Origin of the sequence: Paenibacillus sp. S150, from assembly GCF_019352175.1 — a bacterium.
In the GTDB taxonomy this organism is placed as follows: Bacteria; Bacillota; Bacilli; order Paenibacillales; family Paenibacillaceae; genus Paenibacillus_AQ.
Genome location: NZ_JACBYI010000012.1, coordinates 32035 through 52619, shown reverse-complemented (window position 1 = coordinate 52619; position 20585 = coordinate 32035). Strand labels below are relative to the sequence as shown.

The following is a 20585-nucleotide window of genomic DNA, read 5'->3' as shown; positions in this document are numbered from 1 at the left end:
TGGCCATCCTTGCAGCGGCGCCTGGCATTATGTAGGTGCCAAGACGGCGGCGCCTGGAGGCGGGTCAAGTGACCTGCTATCTGACGATTGATCATTTCAACCGTCAGAGCTTTACGGATATTGCGCTGCAGTCTCCGAAGCTGTGTGCCAAAGGCATGGGCCCTGTGCATACTGCCGATAACACCCGCTCCTATGCCATATATCAGAGCCTTCTTCGACCAATATCTGAAAAACAAGCCGCAGACACTGCTGGACGGTCCGTCGGCTGATTTTCCCGAAGTGACGTTTGACCAGGAATACACAGTCCAGGGAATGCAGCAGTAAGACTCATTGGAGGCTGAACAGCTGAGCCTGCCAAGTGGAAAAAGTAATACTATTTCGCGAAAATCCGCTCTGCACCTTCTCTTAGTGGGAATTTGTACACCTATTTCGAACCATTCTCTCCTTTTAGGGCGATACGGACCGATCTAAGGTTACTTTTTCCCACTAATGACTGCTAAAAGCGTCTGGCGGCCTGAATTAAGTATACTTTTTCCACTATAGACCTTGCTGCAACTTCAGCAGGGTGCGATCAGACACGCACCGCTTCAATTGCTGTGAAGCGCGTATCTAAACAGGCAGGGAGGAGGATGTCCTTATCCATTCCGGAAATGCATGGTATAATTTTCCTTGGCAATACTTTTTACAGGAACAGGTAAATAGCTGACATTAATTTTATAGAGGTGAACGCGGATGCTGCTTAGACAAATGGCCGTAGCCTTGTTATTTAATGAGCACCATGAGGTGCTGTTTCTGCAAAAGAAAGTAAACAGCCGTTTTCTTCCCGGACAGCTTGTTCCCATCGGAGGACATATTGTGGGCGGCGAGACCGGCGATCCGAAGCGTGCCTGCCTAAGGGAGATTGAAGAGGAGACAGGCCTGGAGGAACACGCGCTTACCGGCTTGGCGCTCCGGTACATCGTGCATAGAATGAAGGATGATCAGGAAATCCGCATACAATACATTTTTACAGGCAAGGTAGCGGCGGACAGCGAACTCGTTGAGAGTGAAGAGGGAAGGCTGTCGTGGGTGGACTGCAGAACGGCATCCCACCAACCGGTCACAGCCTCCACCGAAGAAGTGATGCGGCATTATTTGGAGACAGGAATACATAATAATACAACCTATATAGGCACCATGCACGCCTCGCAGGGACAAGCTGCAATGAGCTGGTCGGTGCTGGAGGATTGGGAAGGCAGGGTGAGCTTATGAACGGAACGGTGACTATTATGGGTGCGCCTTTCTCCAAGCCGGCACTTAAGGAGATGACCCTTCATTTGGCTGAACACATCGGGAAACGGAGGGGCAGGCTGTTTCCTCTAATCACGCCAATCCGGAAATCTCGCCGGCGCAGACCATCCGATGAGCTGCCGCAGCACATTATCCGGTCAGCGGATATGATTGTTCCGGATGAAACCGGCATCATGCTGGCGGCCAAAAGAAAAGGTGATCCCATCCCCGGGCCGGTTACGGGATATGAGCTGCCGCTGTCACTTTTGGAGCAGGGAAATGATCGGGGATGGAGCTCTAAGATGGCTGCCATTTATTATTGTTTCAAGTTCAGCTTATCAAGTCCAGCTTATATAGATGAATAAGTATATCTTTGTGTCATTTGGGAAGAATATCCCTTCAAAAAAGGAGGGAGACCTATCAAAAAATCTCTGTTACTCATCTGTGCTCTGCTGCTTGCTGCGATGTTGCCCGCGACCGCACAGGCTGCGCCTCAGGCAAGCCCATACCCATGCAGCCTTATACTGGACGCCAAAGAAAACATGCCTGTCAACGCCAAAGGTGTTGCCCTTGCCTATCGTGTAGTCAGGGATGCCGGGGGTGAGAGAACCAGTCTGAGCATTCACGCTCAATATCTGCCGGACCCGGCTTCTCTGGGGAATTACGACAGGTATGAGGGATTTGCCCAAGTGCCGGGTGAGATCAGCTGGCGCTTCCCTCTGTATCCGGCTCCTGCCGCAACGGGGAATCCAACCTGGGCAGGCAGGATCGATGATATTTCGGGTCCGCTGGAGCGTGCTGCCGTACAGGTCCGCCTTTCCAATTCCAGAACCAATACTCTGGGTCCCATAGTGGTAGAGAATGTCATGAGCAAGTGTAAGTGAAGTTTATATAGCCTGATAAAAGAAAGAGGGTGCCCGGGCGGGCACCCTCTTTGTCATTAGGTCTATAAAGCGGCTTCCTGCCAGCCAGCACGCTCAAAGCTGCCGGAATTTCCAGTGCATTCCGCTGAAGCTGAAGCACGGACCGAAGCTTCGCTTCCGCCGCCCAGGACAAGGGAGTCATCCTCACCAGCTGCTGAAGGAGAGGGGGCTTAAGTCTGACCTTGTACTGGAAACGCCGGGTTTTGGTGATTTCAAAAGACTCGCTGAAGCGTTCCCGGAGCTCACTGCTGTTCGAGTGCGCCGGTTTGCTTGAGCGGCCATACAGCAGCCCGCGCAGCTCTTGAAGATAACCCGGACCGGGAATGATCTTGGCGACGCTTCCGCCAGGAGCAGGCAGACGCTGGAATCCGGCGTAATTGGAAGGGGCAAGAATGCTGCACAGCGGGCAGCATAACAGCTCCGGATTCGCCGCCATAAGCTCAGCTGAAATGATTTTTTTAGTTTCCTGGCGGCAGGCTTCAAAACGGCAGAAACTGTATCAGATGACGTATGGCGCAGCTTCCATGGCTTCCGCTTTGGCTACGGCAGCCTCAAGGGTCATGCCGGTAAAGCCCTGCGCATGCAGGAACCGCCCGCTTTTCCTGTCATCCACAAAGGCCCCAACCGCAATCCCGGGGATTACGCTCTCTACCGGACTGGGGGCGTTCGGGCCGCCCAAGTCAGTTCTGCACCAGCCCGGGTCGGTTAAGCTGATGATGACATCGGTTCCCTCCAGCCGGGAGGACAGATCCTTGGTGAATTTGTCGAGCGCCGCTTTGCTGGCTGCATAGCCTGCCTGCTCCGGCTCGTTTTTAATGCCGCTGGTGGTATTGATCACCCGTCCGAAGCCGCGTCCGATCATCTTGGGAATGAAACGGTTACAAATAGTGGCGGCGGAAATGAAATTAATCCGGAAGCTCTGCTCAAAATCATCGACCGGCGTGTTCCAGTAATCGGTTCTGTAGGCAATCTGGACGGCGGCATTGTTGAAAATTATATCGACAACGGTGCCCATGGCCTCGATTTCATCCAGCATGGCAACCACTTCTTCGTGATTTCCCAACTCGGCGTGTACGCAATAGGCTTCAACCCCCAGTGCCCTAACCTCTTGCTCCACTTTTGCCGTGTGTGCGAGATCCCTGCTGTGGAGAATAAGATTGCAGCCCTGACCCGCCATAAATATGGCCGTCTGATAACCCACGCCTCTGCTTGCTCCCGTAATCAGTGCCCATTTTCCTTGTACATTGACCATGAATCTCTCCCCTTTTGCTGCAAAATGGCTATTGTCTTGCAAACGTATGGGCTGCGTGGATGTCCCGCAGTTCCAACCGCAAGTTTAGCATAAGTCACACCCATTTTCATCTGGCGCCGGTCTTGACTGCCTTTCATAAGCAGGAGAATTTCCCGTTCCGGGCGAATCTTATCTACAATGTTCTCCAAGTTCGAGGAAAAGAGGTTTTGTCATGTCCCGAAGCTTTCAGGTTGTGCTGAAAAAGGTAGTTGATAGCTCCTATGAAATTGAGATCGGAGAGCTGCTGTTCGATTCGCTGCTTGCGGATTTGCAGCAGGGTCTGGTGCCAAACGTGAGTAAATACGCAATTATAACGGATTCTACGGTGGAGCCGCTGTATGGGCGGCCTCTGCTGGAGCTGCTGCGGCAAAATGGTTTTCAGGCGGATTTATTTTCTTTTCCGGCAGGCGAAGCGTCCAAGACCCGGGAAACGAAAGCGCTGCTGGAGGATGAGCTGTTAAGCCGTGCCTACGGGCGGGACTCTTGCATCATCGCCGTGGGCGGCGGGGCGGTGACCGATCTGGCCGGATTTTTGGCCGGAACCTTTGGGAGGGGGGTACCCAGCCTCAACTATGCAACCACTCTGCTGGCAGCAGCCGACGCTTCTGTAGGAGGCAAAACAGGTGTGAATACTCCGGTTGCGACGAATCTGATCGGCGTCTTCCATCAGCCGCGCAAGGTATATATAGATTTGGCCGCCTGGCGCACGCTTCCCGCACGCGAATTCAGAAGCGGCCTGGCCGAGACGATTAAGCATGCCTGCCTGGCGGATGCCGTTTTTTTCAGTTATCTGGAAGAGAATATAGGCAAGGTCATTTCCGACCGGGGTCAGCTGGTGCTGGACACCGAGGTCTGCGAGCAGATTGCGCTTGCCAATTGCCGGATCAAATACGAGGTGGTGGAAGAGGATGAGTATGAGAGCAACCTGCGGCAGATTCTCAATCTGGGCCATACGGCCGGCCGGGCGCTCGAGGCGGTAAGCGGCTACACACTGATGCACGGAGAAGCCGTTGCAGTGGGGCTGGTGATCCAGGCGAAGCTGGGGGTGAAGCGCGGGTACATGACCGGAGAGCAGGCGGAGCGTGTGATTGCTCTGCTCAGGAAGGCCGGCTTACCGACGGAAATCCCCGCTTCGGTCTCGCACAGACAGCTGATGGACAAGATGTATACGGACAAAAAAGTGCGCAGCGGCCGCATCCGTTTTGTATTCCAGGACGGCATAGGGGCGATGAAGCGTTTTGCGGACGGCTCGTATTCGGTTCCGGTTGAGGAAGCGGAGGTGCTGGCGCTGCTGGAGGAGCTGCGGGGGCGGCAGGCCTGAGACGCGGCTTAACATATCAGCGGCATGCCTGCCGCTGATCCGGCGGCTGAAGCCGGAAAGATAAGAATTTATATGTTTTGGAGGAAGCGAAGCTTATCCACTATTTCACGGCTGCGCTGAACGAATGGATCGGGACTTCGGCCAAGCAAACTGCGCGATTGCGTTGGCCGCAGCGGGCAGGTAGAGGGAACCAAAGGCAGAAGTGCCTTTGATTTCGCCCGAAGCCGGCTGGACGAGGGAATCAGAGGCAGAAGTGCCTTTGATTCTCCTAGAAGCCGGCTGGACGGTGGAATCAGCGCGAAATGATTCTTCTCCTCCCCACTGAAATGGCAGCATTCTTATATAGGACGCCGATAGGCGTCTTTCTTGAAAGATAAGAAATTATATGTTTCACGCTATAAATTAGCCTTATCTTTCTTGCTGAAACGCCCCGTCCCTTATAAGGACGGCGAAGCCGCTTCCACTTGTCGTTTAGGAAATTATGCTTCTCGTCAATTGTGGATAAGGCAGGTATGAAGTTAGGGCGAAATTATAATGCGTCCTAATTGTGCTGAATGGTGCAGAGTCTGTGGTTTCTATGTTTTGCAGGAGGAAGCGGGGATATAGCGGGTCCAACCGGGGCCGCTACTAGGCAGGGACGTGAAGTGGAATGGAGTGAATGAAGTGGAATTCGTAAGAATTAGTACACTTACACGGACGGAAAACTCTTAAAGGAATCGTGAAAAAAAGTCGGCTCCATCTAAAAATTAGGGGCCGGCATTAAGTGCGGACATAGCGGAGGGCCAGAGGAATTCTGGAGAAACGATAGTGTCCGCCTTTAAAGACCGTTTTCAACCAGTAATCTTATTCCAATCAGGAAACCGGGCTTTAGCAGCGGCCGGAAGAACCCCCTGAACCCGCAGCGGACTTCATTCATCTCGTCAACCGCTGATTTTGGTGTTGAGCCAACAAGGTAATTGAATGTATAGGAATGGAACTGGCGGACCTGAACAAGCTGATGGAACGCAAGGAGGTTCATAGGGAACTAAAGCGAAGTGTAAAAAGTAACACTAATAGGCTGGAATTCGGGCTTTAACGGGCTTTAGTGGGATTTTGTACACTTAATAGAAGCCCGCTCCCTCCAAATGGCTGATTTCAGCCGGATTAGTTGTACTTTTTCCCACTAGGGATGATCCAGGAGCCGAATGCGCTGCCTTAGTTATACTTTTTCCCACTAACGCAAGCAAAAAAGGGAATGTGGGGATTAAGTTTACTTTTTCCACTTGGGCTTAGCCGCCGGATCTCAGCAGAAAGGTCTGAGGGATCGGGGAGGAAGAGCTTCAGCCGGCCAGGGAAACCTGAGAGCCAGGGAAGCGCAGCCAGCCTTACACCTGAAATGCAAACAGCTGCGCTGCCAGGTCAAGGACGGCGAAGGCGTTTCTTCTTACGCGGCTGTTCATCTGGCAACAGCCCTCAGATCAACGGAATTTCCACCGGCGATTCCACGTAGTCTGCGCTTAATGAGGCACGGATTTCTTCCACCAGCAGGTCAAGCTGCGGCAGCTGCTCCTGCTTCATGGCCGATTGGATTTCAAACGGCTCGCCGATGAACTCCATAGACTTCATGCTCTCTATAATCCCGCTCATCTCTTTAACGGCGGCGTTCGCCCAGGTATAGTTGCCGACCAGTGCGACTTTGCGGTTCTGCAAATTCAGGGCCGCCATCTCATGGAGCAGCGCCTGCATCCCATGGTACAGCCCCAGATTATAGGTGGGCGAGCCCAGGATCAGATGGCTGAACTTCCAGACATCCGAAATGATATATGAAGGATGGGTTTTGGACACATCGTACATGCGGATATCCTGCACCCCTTTGGCGGATAGCTTCGCGGCGATCAGATTCATCACATTTTCGGTATTGCCGTACATGGAAGCATAGGCGAGCACAACTCCCGGTTTCTCCGGCTGATAGCTGCTCCACTGGCGGTATTTGTCCAGAATAAAAGGCAGATTTTCACGCCAGACCGGCCCATGCAGGGGACAGATCATTTGAATATCATATCCTGCCAGCTTCTTCAGCACCTTCTGTACCTGGGGGCCATATTTCCCGACAATATTGGCATAATAGCGCCGGGCTTCCTCCAGATATACGCCTTCGAAATCGGTCTGGTCGCTGAATATGTTTCCCGAGAGGGAACCGAAGCAGCCGAAGGCATCGGCGGAGAAGAGGATGCGCCCCGTTGTTTCATAAGTGAACATGACCTCCGGCCAATGCACGAAAGGAGTCATGACAAAGCGCAGGGTCCGCTCCCCCAGACACAGCTCATCCGCTTCCTTGACAATATAGTAGTTATCCGGCTTGCTAAAAGTGTAAAACTGCTCCATGAACTGAAAGGTTTTCTTGTTGCCGACCAGCTTCAAGTCCGGATAACGCCGCAGCAGCTCCTCGATATTGGCGCAATGATCAGGCTCCATGTGGTTGATAATCAGGTAATCCAGGACTCTGTCCTGCAGCACATGCCCGAGGTTCTCCAGGAATTGGGCGCTGATCGCGGAATCCACGGTATCCATTAATGCAGTCTTCTCATCGAGGATCAGATACGAGTTATACGCTACGCCATTGGGCAGCGGGAACATATTCTCGAACCGTTCCAGACGTTTGTCGCTGCCTCCGACCCATACAACCGCGGGGGCAATCTCTTGAACACAGTACATAGTTTTCCCTCCAGCTCTCTAAATTTTCCAATACCATAGCAGTAAAACGGGCTGAAATAACTGATATAAATCATACCCGGAGACGGCAAGTGGTTATACGAATCCAGGCTGCGTAAGGTAATGTTACACCGGTTTGCAGACTGACGAGAGGTCGAAGCTTATAAAGCGGGCAAACCGGAAGCTGCCGGAGCATTTTTGTATAAAAATTTGACCAAAATGCGGTGTTGCCCATTTATATTTGACAATCCGATGAAAACATCATGTGAATCTATTCCTGATACAAGGGGTAATGGTTAGTAGACAGTTCACGATGGAGGAGGAGGTACGGATGGGAAATCCGTTAAAGGAATTTAAAAACAGTATCGATGGGCTGAAGCGTTCGCTGGATGGGGTGAAGCAGTCGGTAGAAGGTCTCAAAAAGCCCATGGATGACATCAAGTCGGATTTGCAGGAAACGCTGGGTGAAGCGAAGCTCCGCTCGGATGGGGTGAAGTCCGAGATCGGCCGGATGAAAACCTCTGTGCAGGAGACCAAGGCCGTGCTTGGAGAAGTCCGGGAAACCCTGGCGGCAGCGGGTGAAGTGCTCTACACACAGAAACGCTATCACCGTTTGCTGGGGAGGAAAAGGAAGCCGCAGCTTGCCAGAGCCGGGCGGCATTGAAGCCGGGCTGGTTTGAAACCGGTCTTCGCTTTCAGGAAGGACGTATTTTACAGGCAGATACAAGAGGGCATGGATGCCATATTCCGTGCTCTCTTTTGTATTGCCTGAACGCGTACTTTACGGCACAAGGCTCAAGCTGTCTATGGTTTCGACTACAAATACAGGCACATACTGTTCCCCGGCCTCTGTCCCGGCATAATCATAGCCATTCCGGAACTGGCCGGTTGCCAGGGCGGGACCTGTAACAGAGCCTACATTTCCTTGGAGGGCCAGGTAACGGCCGTCCGCTTCCGCAACGGGCCTGCCGGTGGAATCGATATAACTGCTGATACTCAAGGTAACTGTCTCAAAGGGATGAAGCTCCAGCTCAGAGGCATGGATTAAAGGAAACTCCTGATATATTCCGGAGAGCTGGTAGACGCCATCTGTTTGGCGGTAGACCGCTGTTTGGCCGTCCACACTGTCCCCCATGTCCGCATTGGCTACCCGGATGGAGCCGTCCTCCGGCTGCAGCCCGTAGCTGTCCCCGGCAAACGAGAAGAGCAGGGAGATCCCCTCAGGCCTGATGTTGTAGGCCGTATAAGAGGTCCGACCGTCTTCGCGGCTGCCTTCAGCAACCACAACCGGCACTTCGGAGTAGGCGGAGAGCTGGTCATCAAAAGCAAGACTGTCCAATTGCTCAAAGCCCGGAAGAATATCTCCGGTCCGCGTGGAGATGAGGCCGTCCTCGCTCATATCCGCGTAGTACAGGCGGCCGCCGGTGTCCGTACCGGCGACAGCGATCAGGGAACCGAACCTTCCGCCTACGGAAACGGTCTGCACATATTTGCCCTGCGTGTCACCGCCGGGAAGGAGCCGCACAGGCTCCGCGAGGTTCCAGGCCAGCCGGGCGGCGGCGATGTCCGCGGCGGTATCCCGGAGCGGGGCCAGCTCCTCATAGAGCTGAACCGCTTCCGCGTACCCGCCGTTCCGGACCAGCCTTGCAGCGCTGCGGACCAGCCTCGCGGCGCTGCTGTCGATCAGGGAGAGCACCTTGGAGGAAGCGAGGCCGGCCGCTGCGGCATATTTGCGGTACGCTGCGGCGTGGGCGGAGAAGGCGGCAATCTGGCCGCCGTCCACATCCTTGTCCAGAATGGCCTGTGCACTCTCTTCAATCTGAACGGTCACCCAGGGTGCCGTATAGCTGTGGCTGCTGTAAGCATCGGCAAGGGACAAGGCGTAATCCAGCATGGGGGAGAAGCTGCCTGCTGCCGCCAGCACCTTCAGCCGGGCTGTATCATGCGTCTTGAATTTCGCCGCCAGCAGCTCTTCTTTGGCGTCCGTTCCCCCCAGATACACATCGGGAATCCGCAGCAGATTCCATTTGAAGCTGTCCCCGTCACCGGTGCTTCCGCTGTCTTCGCCGCTGCCGCCGTTCTGGCTTGCCGCCAGCTCGGCGAGAAACTGCGCCGAGAACTGCCGGAAGCCTGTCCCCAGCCGGTCTGAAACGCCTGAATCCGCCGCCAGCTGGCGATAATAGGCTTCATAGGGTCCGCCCGGTTTCATATATTGGCTTTTGAGGCTTAAGAGAGCGGCATAGCTCTCCATAAATCCGTTGAAATCCTTAACGGTCAGCTGGTCTTCAATCGTCAGCGCCAGTGTGTTCAGTCCGTTGCGGATCGTTGTAACCGGAGCCAGCTCCGCAAGCCTTGCGGCGATGAGCTCCTCCTTGTACGGCATGGAGGAATTCGCGGCAGCCTGGCGGTACTGATCCTCGGCGGCGACCAGGTCTCCAGCGGCATAGAGCCGCCCGGCTTCCCGCACCGTCTCGATCTTGCTGTGGAGCCTGAAACCCTTCTGCCCGAGCAGTACAAGCATCAATATACACAGAATGGTCATAATATTCCGCAGGGTTAAGAATTCTTTGATCGTCATATTAATAGTAGCTCCTTTGTTCTATGTAATAAGCTACTCTTTTTTTGTTATTAAAAATCGGGGTCATAACGGTACTTGGCTTCACGGACTTCGGCGACCTTGAGGTCAAGCCCGTTCCATGCTTCGTACGGACTGGCGGAGACCATCCTGGACAAGCGCAAAAAACGGTCCTTGGGCAGCTCCTGTATGTATCTTCCGATCATGCCGGAATAGAGCAGCACATAACGCTTTAAGCGTACAGCGGCTCCGGCCACGGCAGTCAGAATGGCTGCGCCCCGGTCCATTTGAAGAATCTGCACCTCATAGGTTTTGACATAGCGCAGTGTGCGGTCCTTGATGAGCTCCGGCTGCACTTTGGCAATCTCGCCGATATATTCGGCCAGCAGCGGTTCGAAATCCTTAAGCAGCAGCTGCTCAAGCTCCAGATACATATCCTTGCGCAGCTGAAAGCCGTGGAGCAGGGCGACCCGCTGGCGGGAGATCCGGTCGCCGCGCAGCAGGATGGAGATTTCGCGCAGCTTCTCATAAGCCAGCACATCATTCTCGCGCAGTACGGACACAGCCTCCTGGCGGTCCAATTCCAGGCCTTCCTTGATACCGTCAATGCTGCGGCCCAGCAGCTTATTCAAGGCGTACAGATTTTCGTTCTGCCGCACTTTGCGCTGCGCATAGAAGAGCAGCCCGGCTATTGCAATGCCGCAGGCGGCGCACAGGGCCATTTGCTGCAGGCTCTGGCCGAAATAGACGGAGCCGAGGGTAAGCAGCAGCACGAGCAGAAGGCGGGTGTGCATTTTGCGTCCGGCAATGGCTGCGGCCTGCTTCTCTACAGCAGTAAGCGAGGCATGGCCGCATTTGCCGCACCGTTCCTCACCGAGCACGGTATAACGGCCGCAGCGGCGGCAGATGCGCAGCTTGTCATAGGAATAACGGGGGGCCTTGAAGGGCCGGAAGGTCACGGGTTTCTTCTTATTTATGGGCATGGCCGCCTCCGTTCAGCGCAGCCAGCAGCCGCTCATCAATATCGTCACGGGTCAGCGGCTTGCGCTGGCGTGAAGCATAGATGATGATTTGAATGGCAGCATACAGCAACGTAATCCCGAGAATAGCGTATGAAGTCATGGAACTCTTCCTTTCTCCCTGGAAGCATGGCGGCGGGGTGGTCTGATAGAGGCTTGTGATTCCCCGGCTGAAGCCAGATTACAGCGTTTTAATCCAATATTCAGGAACTTAGCCTATACTTTATATTAGCCGAGCGAATACCGGAACATCAATTCTGTAGATGCAGCCCTGGTCCTGCGGTCCTGAAGTTGAAGTTTACAAGGTTTAATTATATCATAATGGCATGCTGGCTGACAGAATTTAGCTATACCGGCAACCCTGCCGTGTTTGTCCTAATTTAACACAAGAGGAGCCCTATTTATGCTTCGTACACAGCTTTGTATTTCGCGAACTTCCAAGAACATACTGCGGCCTGTTTTTCTGCTGCTGCTGGTGCTGTGCATCTCTGCCTCTCCGTTTGCGGCCGGAAAAGCCGGGGCGGCGTCGGCTGCACCGTCTCATATTGATGCCGTGCTGCTGATCGATGTCAGCAATTCGATGAACAAGAGCGACAAGAACAAGATCGCAAATGAAGCGATGAAAATGTTTATAGATATGCTGTCCGCGCAAGGCGATAAGGTCGGAATTGTGGCCTATACCGACAAGGTGCAGCGCGAGAAGGCGCTGCTTGGCATCAGCTCTGCCTCCGACAAGCAGGATTTGAAGGACTTCATTGACGGCCTGGACCGGGGCGCTTATACGGATATCGCCGTCGGGATGAAGGAAGCCGTGAAGGTGCTGGAGAACGGCAGCGAGCCGGGCCATGAGCCGATGATCGTCATGCTGGCGGACGGCAACAACGACCTTAATGAAGCCGCCGGCCGGACGCAGAGCCAGTCCGATCAGGAGCTGGACGCTGCGGTGGCTGCCGCCAAGCAGAAAGGCTATCCGGTCTATACTATAGGACTCAATGCTGATGGCAAGCTGAATAAGGAGATACTGGCCGGGCTGTCCGGCCAGACGGGCGGCAAGACGTTCGTGACCGATTCGGCTGAGGATCTGCCGCAGATCCTCAGCGAGATTTTTGCCGATCATTTGAAGCTGAAGGTCGTTCCGGTGCAGTCCGTAACAGCGGATGGCAGCTATCAGGAGGTCACGGTAAATGTGCCCAACGGCAGTGTGCTGGAGGCCAACATCTCCATTATGTCCGCACAGCCTGTTACAGCCAAGCTGACAGACCCGTCCGGCAAGGAAGCGGCCATTCCGTCCGATGATGTGCTGCTCTCCAAGTCCAGCTCGTACAGCCTGATCAAGCTGCTGTCGCCGGAACAGGGGGACTGGAAGCTGCAGGTAAAGGGAGTGCCGAAGGACAAGATCGATATCAATCTCGTATTCAACTATGATCTGGAGCTTAAGCTGGACGCGCTGCCGTCCAAGACCTACCAGAAAGGCGACACCGTCGAAATTTCCTCGCATCTGTCCAGCAATGGAGCCCAGGTAACACTCGGCAATTTGTATCAGGAGATGAAGGCGGTGCTGCTCGTTACCGATACGGATACGGGCAAGGTTCAGGAGCTTCCCATGGATAACTCCGGCGCAGAGTTCAAGGGCAGTTTTGAAATTGCGGAGGACCATAATTATGAGCTGAAGGTCCGCGCCGAGGAGAGCAGCTTCTACCGCGAAAGCGAGGTGCTCACAATCAATGCCAAGACCGGGGCGGCGGCAAGTCCGGCACCAGGGGGGACCGAGCCTGCACTGGATAATTCTTCTTCCAACACGCTCTACTATATTATCGGCGGCATTGTGCTGGTGCTCGCTGCGGCAGTGGTGCTGTGGCTGCTGCGCCAAAAATCAAACCGCGGCTTTGTCGGGCAGATGGTAGTGGAAGTGCTGGACGGCAATACCGGCGAGAAAACCTATCCGCAGTACAAGAAGCTGTCGGCCTTCCGGGGTAAATTCACCCTCCATCAGCTGCTGCAGCTGGCACCGGAGCTGAAGGAGAGCGAGAAGCTTGCGTTCACTCCGGGCAAGAATGACCGCCTGCTGCTTCGCGGCAGTGAAGATATTTCCGTGGAAAGATCAGGGCGTGTTGCCGATGCGGCACGGGGCCTGGAGCTGAAGAGCGGCGACCGGATTTCGGTGGCGCTGCAGACGGTGGACAAGACGATTTTACTGGAGTATTTGATATAAAGGGGGAGCACTTATGAAACCGGTAGTAAGGGAACATATTCAGCAGCTCGACGTATCGCTGGGCGGAGGGATCGTCAGCGACAAAATCAGAGTGGACACCATTGACAACCCCATCCTCATCATCGGCCTTGGCGGCACGGGCATTGATGCCCTGCTGCGGCTGAAGTACCAGATTAACCGCCGCTTCAAGCTGCCGGAAGATCCGCTGTCCAAGAAGAAGCGCGATAAGCCGGACAACGTGGAATTCCTGGCGTTCGAGACGAATGAGCAGGACCGCGGCAAAAAATACAAGGGCATCGGCCTCGACCCGCAGAATGAATTTGTGCTGCTGGCCAATGCCGAAATCGGCGGGCTGCTGCAGAACCGCAGCATTCTTGAGCCGTACATCACCGAATGGCTGTCCCCGGAGCTGAGCATTACGGACGGCATGAACGGGGCCGCCGGGGTGCGCCAGGCCGGACGCCTGCTGCTGTTCACGAAGATCAACCAGGTTGTGGCGGCCATCGACAAGAAGATCAAGACACTGTCCGTGGGCACCAGCAAAAAGCTGATGGTTTTCCTGCTGACCGGCCTGTCCGGCGGCACGGGCAGCGGTGCTTTTCTGGATATCGCTTATATTGTGCGCGGGATTATTGAACGCGACTACGGCTCGGCCGGCATCGACCGCGTGAATACTCTGGGTTATCTGTTCACGCCGGATGTGAATCTGGCGAACAAAAGCCTAAGCGAGCATACCCGCGAATATATCCGCAAGAACGGCTATGCAGCGCTCAAGGAGCTGGACTACTGGATGAACGTGGACAGCCGGGGCGAGCGGTTCCGGCAGCAGTACGGCAATATTCTGACCGTAAATTCGCCGCTGCCTCCGTTTAACCTGTGCCACCTGATCTCCGCGACCAATACCGAGGGCAAGCTGCTGGAGAACGCCTATGACTACTGCATGAATGTAACGGCGGAGAACATCACGAACTTCATGGCCAGCGAGGAAAAGCAGTCGGGCGAGGAATTCGCCATCCACGACTATATCAGCAATATCCGCACAAATATTGCGCAGATGAACAAGACATATCCTGCCAATTATGAATACAACATCATCGGCGCTTCATCCGCAGTCCTGCCGATTGAAGAAATGACGACCTATCTGGCCTTCCGCCTGTTCGACAAGATGGACAAGATGTTCCGGCAGGCGCCGGGGCAGGAGGATGTGGAGAAGCTTGCGCGCAAGCTCGGCATTGATCTTGACAGCATGATCAAAACCTTCGAAGCCCGTGTGCCGGAGCCGCTGCCAGGCTATGAGAACAGTGAGCGCCTGAACCACAGCAACGTCATCAAGCACCAGGTTGTGGATATGGATACCGAGCTGGAGCAGAATTTCCTGGCCCGTGCGCGCGAGGAATATATCAAATCCAAGAAGCAGCTGCCCGGAGAAATTACCGGGCGGTTCGGCGAAGAGCTGGAGCGTATTTTTCTCCATCCCGAGCAGGGGCCGTTCTATGTGTCGCGGCTGCTCTATACCGAGAAGGGCTTCTGCATTCTGAAGCTGATCCAGTCCTATATTGAAGCGCTGCGCGAGAGCCTGCTCCGCCTGCCGCGCGATATCGAGACGGCGCAGGACAGCGCACAGGAGAAGCTGGGCGATGCGCGGAGCGCTTTTGTCTCCAGGGAAAAGAAGAAAAATGCCTATATTGAAGCCAAAATCAATGAATACTGGCTGCATGCCGATGTGGAACGCACTGAGCAGATGATTGAATTCTATGAGGATTTGTATGAGCTGCTGAACGAAGAGAACAGCCGGATTTACGGTGTATTCACGGAGATTCTCACCGCGCTCGGCACGATCTTCGAGAAGAATGGCGATATTCTGATCAATGGCGAGGAGCAGGCGGACCGCAAAGGAAACAAAACCTACTATTGGAATATCGTCAATGTGCCGGATATCGCTTCAACGATTTCCAAGGTGATGGACCAGAAGGACGGCGACGATCTGATCCGCGACTTCACGCGGGAGATGCTGAAGCACTCGGGACGGTGGGTCAAGGAGCAGGAGATCGATATTGTGCGCTCCATATCCGAGTTCCTCAGCGATAAGTTCGGCGACCTCATTACCCGTTCCATGGAAGAATTCCTGGTGATGAAATACGGCCGTGAGGAGCCGCTGGACAAGTTCGTGGAGCGGATTATTGCCGGAAGGCTGGATGAGGATGCAGTGCCGATTTTTCACCTGAGCAACAGCTCCGGCAGTCTGCACTTTCCGTCCTGGGGCTTTGTCTCTGTGCCGGTCAAGGCGCCGGGCATCCTGAAGGGAATCCGCAATTACCAGAACAACGCGCTGGGCAAATCACAGTTTACCATTAAGGAAAGCCAGGTGAAGAACCGGATTTTCTGGCTCAATACGCGCAACGGGGTGCCGCTGTTCGTGTACACGCCGCTGCGTGTGTTCGAAGAAAATTATGAACGGACGATTCTGGACAAGGAAGGCATCGGCCGCCATCTGGTGATGACCGACAAGAACAACTGGACCTATCTGCCGTCTCCGATTCCGGAAAAATCCTGGGGCGATACCTACGTCAATACCCGTGTCCGCGATTACAATGCCAGAGTGCGGGCGGATTTCGCCAGAGCACTGGAGAACGGAATCATTATCGAAAAAGGCCTCGACGAAAATACGAGCAGCCGTTACTCGGTCGTCTTCACGAAGCCGTTTGATGTGGATAAAATGCTCAGCGGCTATGACCTGCAGCTTAGCATGGCGCGTCCAAATCTCGGCGAAGTGAAAAAGGCGGCCGACGAGCTGAAGGCGCTGCGCACGGGCGGACTGGAGCGCGAAGGGGTCAAGGATATTTTTGGCAGCATTAACAAAGAACTGGCCCAAGAGAATCTGATCCGTTCCCCGCAGCTGATCTCGCGCGTCCGCGAGGAGCTGGCCAAATATGACGCGGTTGCAGCGAAGGCTTCTGAGCTGGACGGGCTGCTCCATCAATATCTGGATGAAGACAAGTGGATCGACCAGTTTATTGAAGCATTGTATACCGATACGATCACCAAAAAGGGTGCGCTTTACGTCTATGACCGCGACGAGGACGAAGACGCCTGGGAACCGTTCGCCAATTTAATGAAGGAACGCAGCTATGTGGAATATGCCGTCTACCGCCATTTCCGCGGGCTGGATGAGAAAAGCCGAAGTGTGCTGCTGCGCAAGGCGGCACGCCGTGCCGGGGAAATGACAGCTGCCGAGGATGTGACTCCGCTTCTGTATAAGCTGGAAGGACTGTATGTCTCCTTCCTGGAAGCGCGGGACAGTCTGGAATATGAGCGGGTAGAGCATGCGGACGGCGATGAAATGTACAGCTTCTACAAGAGCCTGACCGGCAAGCTTGGCAGCATCCGCAGAAAGCTGAAGTAATCCTATGATCAAAGCACAGGCATTAACCTATGCGGAACAATACGCGGCGCAGGAAGAAGCGCAGCGCAGCAAATGGGACGGGCGCAGCAGCATCCATTATCCCGCCCTGTTTCTGTTCCTGGGCGACAAGGCGTCTACGGCCATCGGCCCGGTGCTGGACAGCTGTGAGCGGAAATGGGACAACGCCGGAGGAATCATGGCGCTGCATGCGGCGTCTGGCGGAGGCACAGGGCAGGCTGTCAGTGCGGGTGGATCGCAGGCCGGGAATGGCAATGCCGGCAGTGGCAGCGGGGTTAACAGCGGTGCGGCGCTGGAGCACGGCGCTAACCCGGGCCAGACCGAAGGCGGCAAAAGAGCGCGCGTCATGGGCATGGCCCTGCCGGAAACGGAGGGGCGCGATCCCCGCACGGTGCGCCGGGACATTTACCGCGAGTTTCATGAGGACAGCCGCTTTCTGGCCGGAATGAACCGGAGCCTGCGGCACTTAAGCAACAGCATAGCGGATTATGGGCGGCTGTATTCCTCTTTTGACGTCATCCATCTCTCCATCATTACGCGGGTCGATGACCCGCTTAATGTGCTGCTGCCGGAGGTTGCGCTGCTGGCCCGCGCCGTGCTCAGCCAGTCCTTCAAGTCGGTGCAGACCGATCTGTATGCGCTCATCAATGAGCGGGAGCAGGGGGAGAACTTCGGTTATTCCAGTTCGGCGGGGCTGGCTTTTCTGCGGGAGCTGGACGGGATGCAGCGGACGGATTATGCCCTCAGCGCCCCGCTGCTGGTGACCGAGGACGGGCTGTCCATTCCGGTAGCCCATGGCCCTTCCGCCCTGTTCGATCTCGTCTATCTGCTCTCGGACAAGAACGAACGGGGGATGATGTCCCCGCATGGGATGGACGACAACTACGAGATTATCGCCCATGTCAGCCTGCTGAAGAACCGTGTCCGTCCGGCTGCGGATACTGCCGCCGGTCACGGCGGCTATAACAACATGACCTTCAAAAGCGGCATCCGGGGCAGCACAGGAAGGCAGGGCTATGCCTCCGCCGGCTTCTCAGCAGTGCGCAGACCGAACCGGCAAATTGCCCTGGCGGTTTTGTACCACGCCTTTCATTATTTGTCGGCGGAGCTGCAGGAGGGCAAAGCGGCGGCGGGCCTGCGTGACCGTCAGGCGCTGCTTGGCCTGAATGCGGAGTCTCTGCGGGAACGGGCAGCGGCCCTGCTCCCGGAGAGGGCCGGCATTGCGGAGATGACCGGGCTGATGAGCCACGGGCGCCCTTCCTATGGCGAGCTGAAGCCGCTGTCGCTGCGCGAAGCCGAGGCGCTGCTGTTCGGAGACGGCGGGCAGGCCTATTTCCGCAGCAATTTTGCGGAGGCTGCGGAACGGCGGGCGGAGGAGGTTCAGCCTTCCCGCGAGTGGGCGGCTGTACTTACGGCCCAGGAGAAGGCAGCTCCGCCGCTGACGTTCTACCAATTGGCGGATTGGACCGCCGAGCAGGGCGGCGGAAGCGTGCTGGCAGCGCTGCGCCAGCATATGGCCGGGCTGCGCTCGGCGATTCTCTCCGCGCAGGAGGAACTGGAGCAGCTCTACGCGGAGAGTGTGGAGCGCCAGCCGTTCCAGCGCGTCCCGCTGCTGGACAAACGGACCGTGCGCAATTTCATTCATTATTTATTCGCAAGCATTTACGGCAGGAAATATGAGCTGCTGCGCCTGGAGAGCGAGCTGGCGCTGTGCCTGCGCTATGACGCGGCGCTGGAGCAGCTGCACGCCGAGAGCAAGGCCAAGGTACAGACCATGGAAGCGCTGGAGGAAGAGCTGCACAGCCTGGCGCTTGCCGGCATCGGGCGCACAAGCGAGACGGTGGATCAGAACATTATGGAGTATTACCGGACTGTCACAGAAGAGGTAATGCGGGATATTGAAGCCCGGCGGGGGCCGGGCGTATTCTTCAGCGACCGCTTCCTGGGCAGCATCTCCGGTCTGCTCAGCCGGGGCGGCGCGGCTGTAGCAGAGCGGCTGGCCGAGCTGTGCCGCCGCGAGCTGCTGACGGCGGAGGCGTTCGCGCTGCCCTTCGAGGAAGAGCTGCTGCGGCGGGCCAATGTCGCGGCGGCCTATGAGAACCGCGAGATTGTCTCCAGGGAAGAGCTGTTTAAACGGCTCTACCGCAGCTTGGAAGAGGAAGCGAGCATCAACGTCCGCCTGTTCGAATATACGCAGGAGCACCGCCATGAGGAGAAATATTTCTTCGGCGACAGCGGCTCGGAATTCCTCCGCTATGCCTTCAGTGCGGATGAGGCGACGCGCGTCTACCGTCTGGGCTTCGTGCATGAGCAGCGCAGAAGCGGAGTGGAGAAGCTGAACCTGATGGGCGGCTTCCATCTGGAGGATCTGCTCTATTACCGCAACGGCAAGGTCTACTATGAGACCTATGCCGCGAGCGGCTACCGTCTGCATGGCGTAGATGAGGAGCAATTGCCGGAGCTGCGGTAGGGGGAGCGCCGGCTGCTGGGCCGGGGGATTCAAAGAGCGGCATGAAAATGTCAGCTGCAGCACAAGAAAACAAATGAGCTTAATTTATGCTTTTTTCCGAAAGGATGGATGCCGAATGCAGCGTAAAATCAATCTGCTACTGCTTCTTTTCAGCCTGTTGGGCGGCGCAGCTGCCTTTGTTCTGGGAGAGCTGCTGCTGGACAAGAGGCCGTATGGTCTGCCGTCGATTGTGCTGGTCGGCATTTACTTTGCCATTGTGGCGCTTGGGGTCGGCCTGGGCAGCCTGCTTGCGGAGATGATCTCGCCGAGACTGAACGGGCTGTCGTGGAAGCAGCGATATCTGGGCTTATCGTGGAAGCTGCTGCCTTTGACACTGGTGCTGCTGTTCGCGGTTGGCACAGTAACGGAATTCGTGTATGAGCTGAACTTCGGCGGCGTGAGACCGGTAAAAGATGTGGTTATGGTCATTGATGACTCCGGCAGCATGATGCAGAGCGATCCGGGCAACAGCCGCTACACGGCTGCCGAAGCATTGGTACAGCGCATGGATGAAGACAACCAGGTGGCAGTGGTGACCTTCAGTCATGACGCTTCGGTGGTTCAGCCGCTTATCCCTTTGTCCAGCGCAGACAACCGTGAGAAGGTTTCCTCGGTCATTAACAGTCTGCAGACCACGGAAGGCGGTACGAACATCAGCGGCGCGCTCACAGAAGCCATAAATGTCATCAACAGTGACAATAAGTCCGGCCGGGGGGCTATGGTCATCATGCTGTCCGACGGCTTCAGCCAATTTGACACTTCAACGGAACTTACGGAGTATGCAGACCGCGGAATCGCGGTGAATACAATTGGCCTTGCGCTGGATGATCCATCAGGCTCCGCCCTGCTGCAGGATATCGCCACGGCAACCGGCGGGCAGTATTATGATGTAACCAATGCGGAGCTTCTCGGCGGTGTGTTCCAGCAAATCTATGACCGTCTGGGGGACCGGACGCTGCTGACGGTGCGCAGTGATTCGACGGCGGACAGCCCGTATTATGCCGGGGTGCGGATTTTGGCGCTGCTGCTGGTGGGTACGGCCCTGGGGGTCGGACTTGGCATTGTGTTTGACAACCGCCATCTGGCGCGGAGCTTTGGCGTCGGCGGCGCGGTATCCGGCCTGTTCGCCGGCCTGATTCTGGAGTTTGGCCTGGACGGCCATTCCATCGGGGATGCCATGACCCGTCTGCTCGCTCTGCTTGTTCTGGCAGCAATTATCGCCCTGTTTACCTTTGTAATACCGGTTGGAGAAGGGCGGCTTTCCCGCAAGAGGGGAAGAAGCCCGGAAAGGTCCGCGCAGCCGTCCGGCGGCTTTCCAGCGCCGCGCAGAAACAGAGGCAGCAGAGGGTTCTGA

The 20585-nt window shown here is 55.7% G+C and carries 17 protein-coding genes; 10 read left to right on the top strand and 7 right to left on the bottom strand.

Annotation, left to right across the window (positions count from 1 at the left end):
• The first annotated feature begins 68 nt into the window (after positions 1-68).
• From HYD27_RS13375 to HYD27_RS13360, 4 genes are all read left to right on the top strand, one after another.
• Positions 69-269: a hypothetical protein gene (locus tag HYD27_RS13375; protein ID WP_219215884.1), complete on the top strand. Its 201-nt coding sequence runs from the start codon at positions 69-71 to the stop codon at positions 267-269.
• 463 nt (positions 270-732) lie between these two features.
• Positions 733-1251 carry an NUDIX domain-containing protein gene (locus HYD27_RS13370; RefSeq protein ID WP_219215882.1) on the top strand — a complete coding sequence of 173 codons (519 nt, stop codon included), beginning with the start codon at positions 733-735 and terminating at the stop codon, positions 1249-1251.
• Positions 1248-1634 carry a hypothetical protein gene (locus HYD27_RS13365; RefSeq protein WP_219215880.1) on the top strand — a complete coding sequence of 129 codons (387 nt, stop codon included), beginning with the start codon at positions 1248-1250 and terminating at the stop codon, positions 1632-1634. The genes HYD27_RS13370 and HYD27_RS13365 overlap by 4 nt, the downstream gene beginning before the upstream one ends.
• A 177-nt stretch (positions 1635-1811) precedes the next feature.
• Complete coding sequence (locus tag HYD27_RS13360) at positions 1812-2153, top strand: YoqH family protein (RefSeq protein ID WP_228745113.1); 342 nt, start codon at positions 1812-1814, stop codon at positions 2151-2153.
• Here the strand turns inward: HYD27_RS13360 and HYD27_RS13355 are convergent.
• Complete coding sequence (locus tag HYD27_RS13355) at positions 2134-2628, bottom strand: class I SAM-dependent methyltransferase (RefSeq protein WP_219215877.1); 495 nt, start codon at positions 2626-2628, stop codon at positions 2134-2136. The genes HYD27_RS13360 and HYD27_RS13355 overlap by 20 nt on opposite strands.
• A 63-nt stretch (positions 2629-2691) precedes the next feature.
• Positions 2692-3444, bottom strand: a complete 753-nt coding sequence (locus tag HYD27_RS13350) for an SDR family NAD(P)-dependent oxidoreductase (RefSeq protein ID WP_219215875.1) — start codon at positions 3442-3444, stop codon at positions 2692-2694.
• Between the two features lie 211 nt (positions 3445-3655).
• Between HYD27_RS13350 and aroB the strand changes: the two genes are divergently transcribed.
• Positions 3656-4804, top strand: a complete 1149-nt coding sequence (gene aroB / locus HYD27_RS13345) for a 3-dehydroquinate synthase (RefSeq protein ID WP_219215873.1) — start codon at positions 3656-3658, stop codon at positions 4802-4804.
• A gap of 105 nt (positions 4805-4909) precedes the next feature.
• On the opposite strand, the gene HYD27_RS13340 is transcribed toward aroB, so the two are convergent.
• The gene (locus HYD27_RS13340; RefSeq protein WP_219215871.1) at positions 4910-5140 is read right to left on the bottom strand and encodes a hypothetical protein; all 231 of its coding nucleotides are present in this window, start codon (positions 5138-5140) and stop codon (positions 4910-4912) included.
• 1116 nt (positions 5141-6256) lie between these two features.
• Complete coding sequence (locus tag HYD27_RS13335) at positions 6257-7498, bottom strand: FprA family A-type flavoprotein (protein ID WP_219215869.1); 1242 nt, start codon at positions 7496-7498, stop codon at positions 6257-6259.
• Positions 7499-7826: 328 nt separating this feature from the next.
• Between HYD27_RS13335 and HYD27_RS13330 the strand changes: the two genes are divergently transcribed.
• Positions 7827-8159: a hypothetical protein gene (locus tag HYD27_RS13330; protein WP_219215867.1), complete on the top strand. Its 333-nt coding sequence runs from the start codon at positions 7827-7829 to the stop codon at positions 8157-8159.
• A gap of 117 nt (positions 8160-8276) precedes the next feature.
• Here HYD27_RS13330 and HYD27_RS13325 read toward each other — a convergent pair whose 3' ends face one another.
• From HYD27_RS13325 to HYD27_RS13315, 3 genes are read right to left on the bottom strand one after another with little or no spacing between them, the layout of a single operon-like run.
• Positions 8277-10073 (bottom strand): hypothetical protein, encoded by a 1797-nt coding sequence (locus HYD27_RS13325; RefSeq protein ID WP_219215865.1) that lies wholly within the window; start codon positions 10071-10073, stop codon positions 8277-8279.
• Positions 10074-10123: 50 nt separating this feature from the next.
• Complete coding sequence (locus tag HYD27_RS13320) at positions 10124-11053, bottom strand: hypothetical protein (RefSeq protein ID WP_219215864.1); 930 nt, start codon at positions 11051-11053, stop codon at positions 10124-10126.
• The gene (locus tag HYD27_RS13315) at positions 11040-11192 is read right to left on the bottom strand and encodes a hypothetical protein (protein WP_219215862.1); all 153 of its coding nucleotides are present in this window, start codon (positions 11190-11192) and stop codon (positions 11040-11042) included. Before HYD27_RS13315 ends, HYD27_RS13320 begins: the two co-directional genes overlap by 14 nt.
• A 300-nt stretch (positions 11193-11492) precedes the next feature.
• On the opposite strand from HYD27_RS13315, the gene HYD27_RS13310 reads away from it, so the two are divergent.
• From HYD27_RS13310 to HYD27_RS13295, 4 genes are all read left to right on the top strand, one after another.
• On the top strand, positions 11493-13301 hold the full coding sequence (locus HYD27_RS13310) for a vWA domain-containing protein (protein ID WP_219215860.1): 1809 nt from the start codon (positions 11493-11495) through the stop codon (positions 13299-13301).
• A gap of 13 nt (positions 13302-13314) precedes the next feature.
• Positions 13315-16704 (top strand): tubulin-like doman-containing protein, encoded by a 3390-nt coding sequence (locus tag HYD27_RS13305; RefSeq protein ID WP_219215858.1) that lies wholly within the window; start codon positions 13315-13317, stop codon positions 16702-16704.
• A 4-nt stretch (positions 16705-16708) separates the two neighbouring features.
• Complete coding sequence (locus HYD27_RS13300; RefSeq protein ID WP_219215856.1) at positions 16709-19192, top strand: transcription initiation factor TFIID; 2484 nt, start codon at positions 16709-16711, stop codon at positions 19190-19192.
• Positions 19193-19307: 115 nt separating this feature from the next.
• The gene (locus HYD27_RS13295) at positions 19308-20585 is read left to right on the top strand and encodes a vWA domain-containing protein (protein ID WP_219215854.1); all 1278 of its coding nucleotides are present in this window, start codon (positions 19308-19310) and stop codon (positions 20583-20585) included.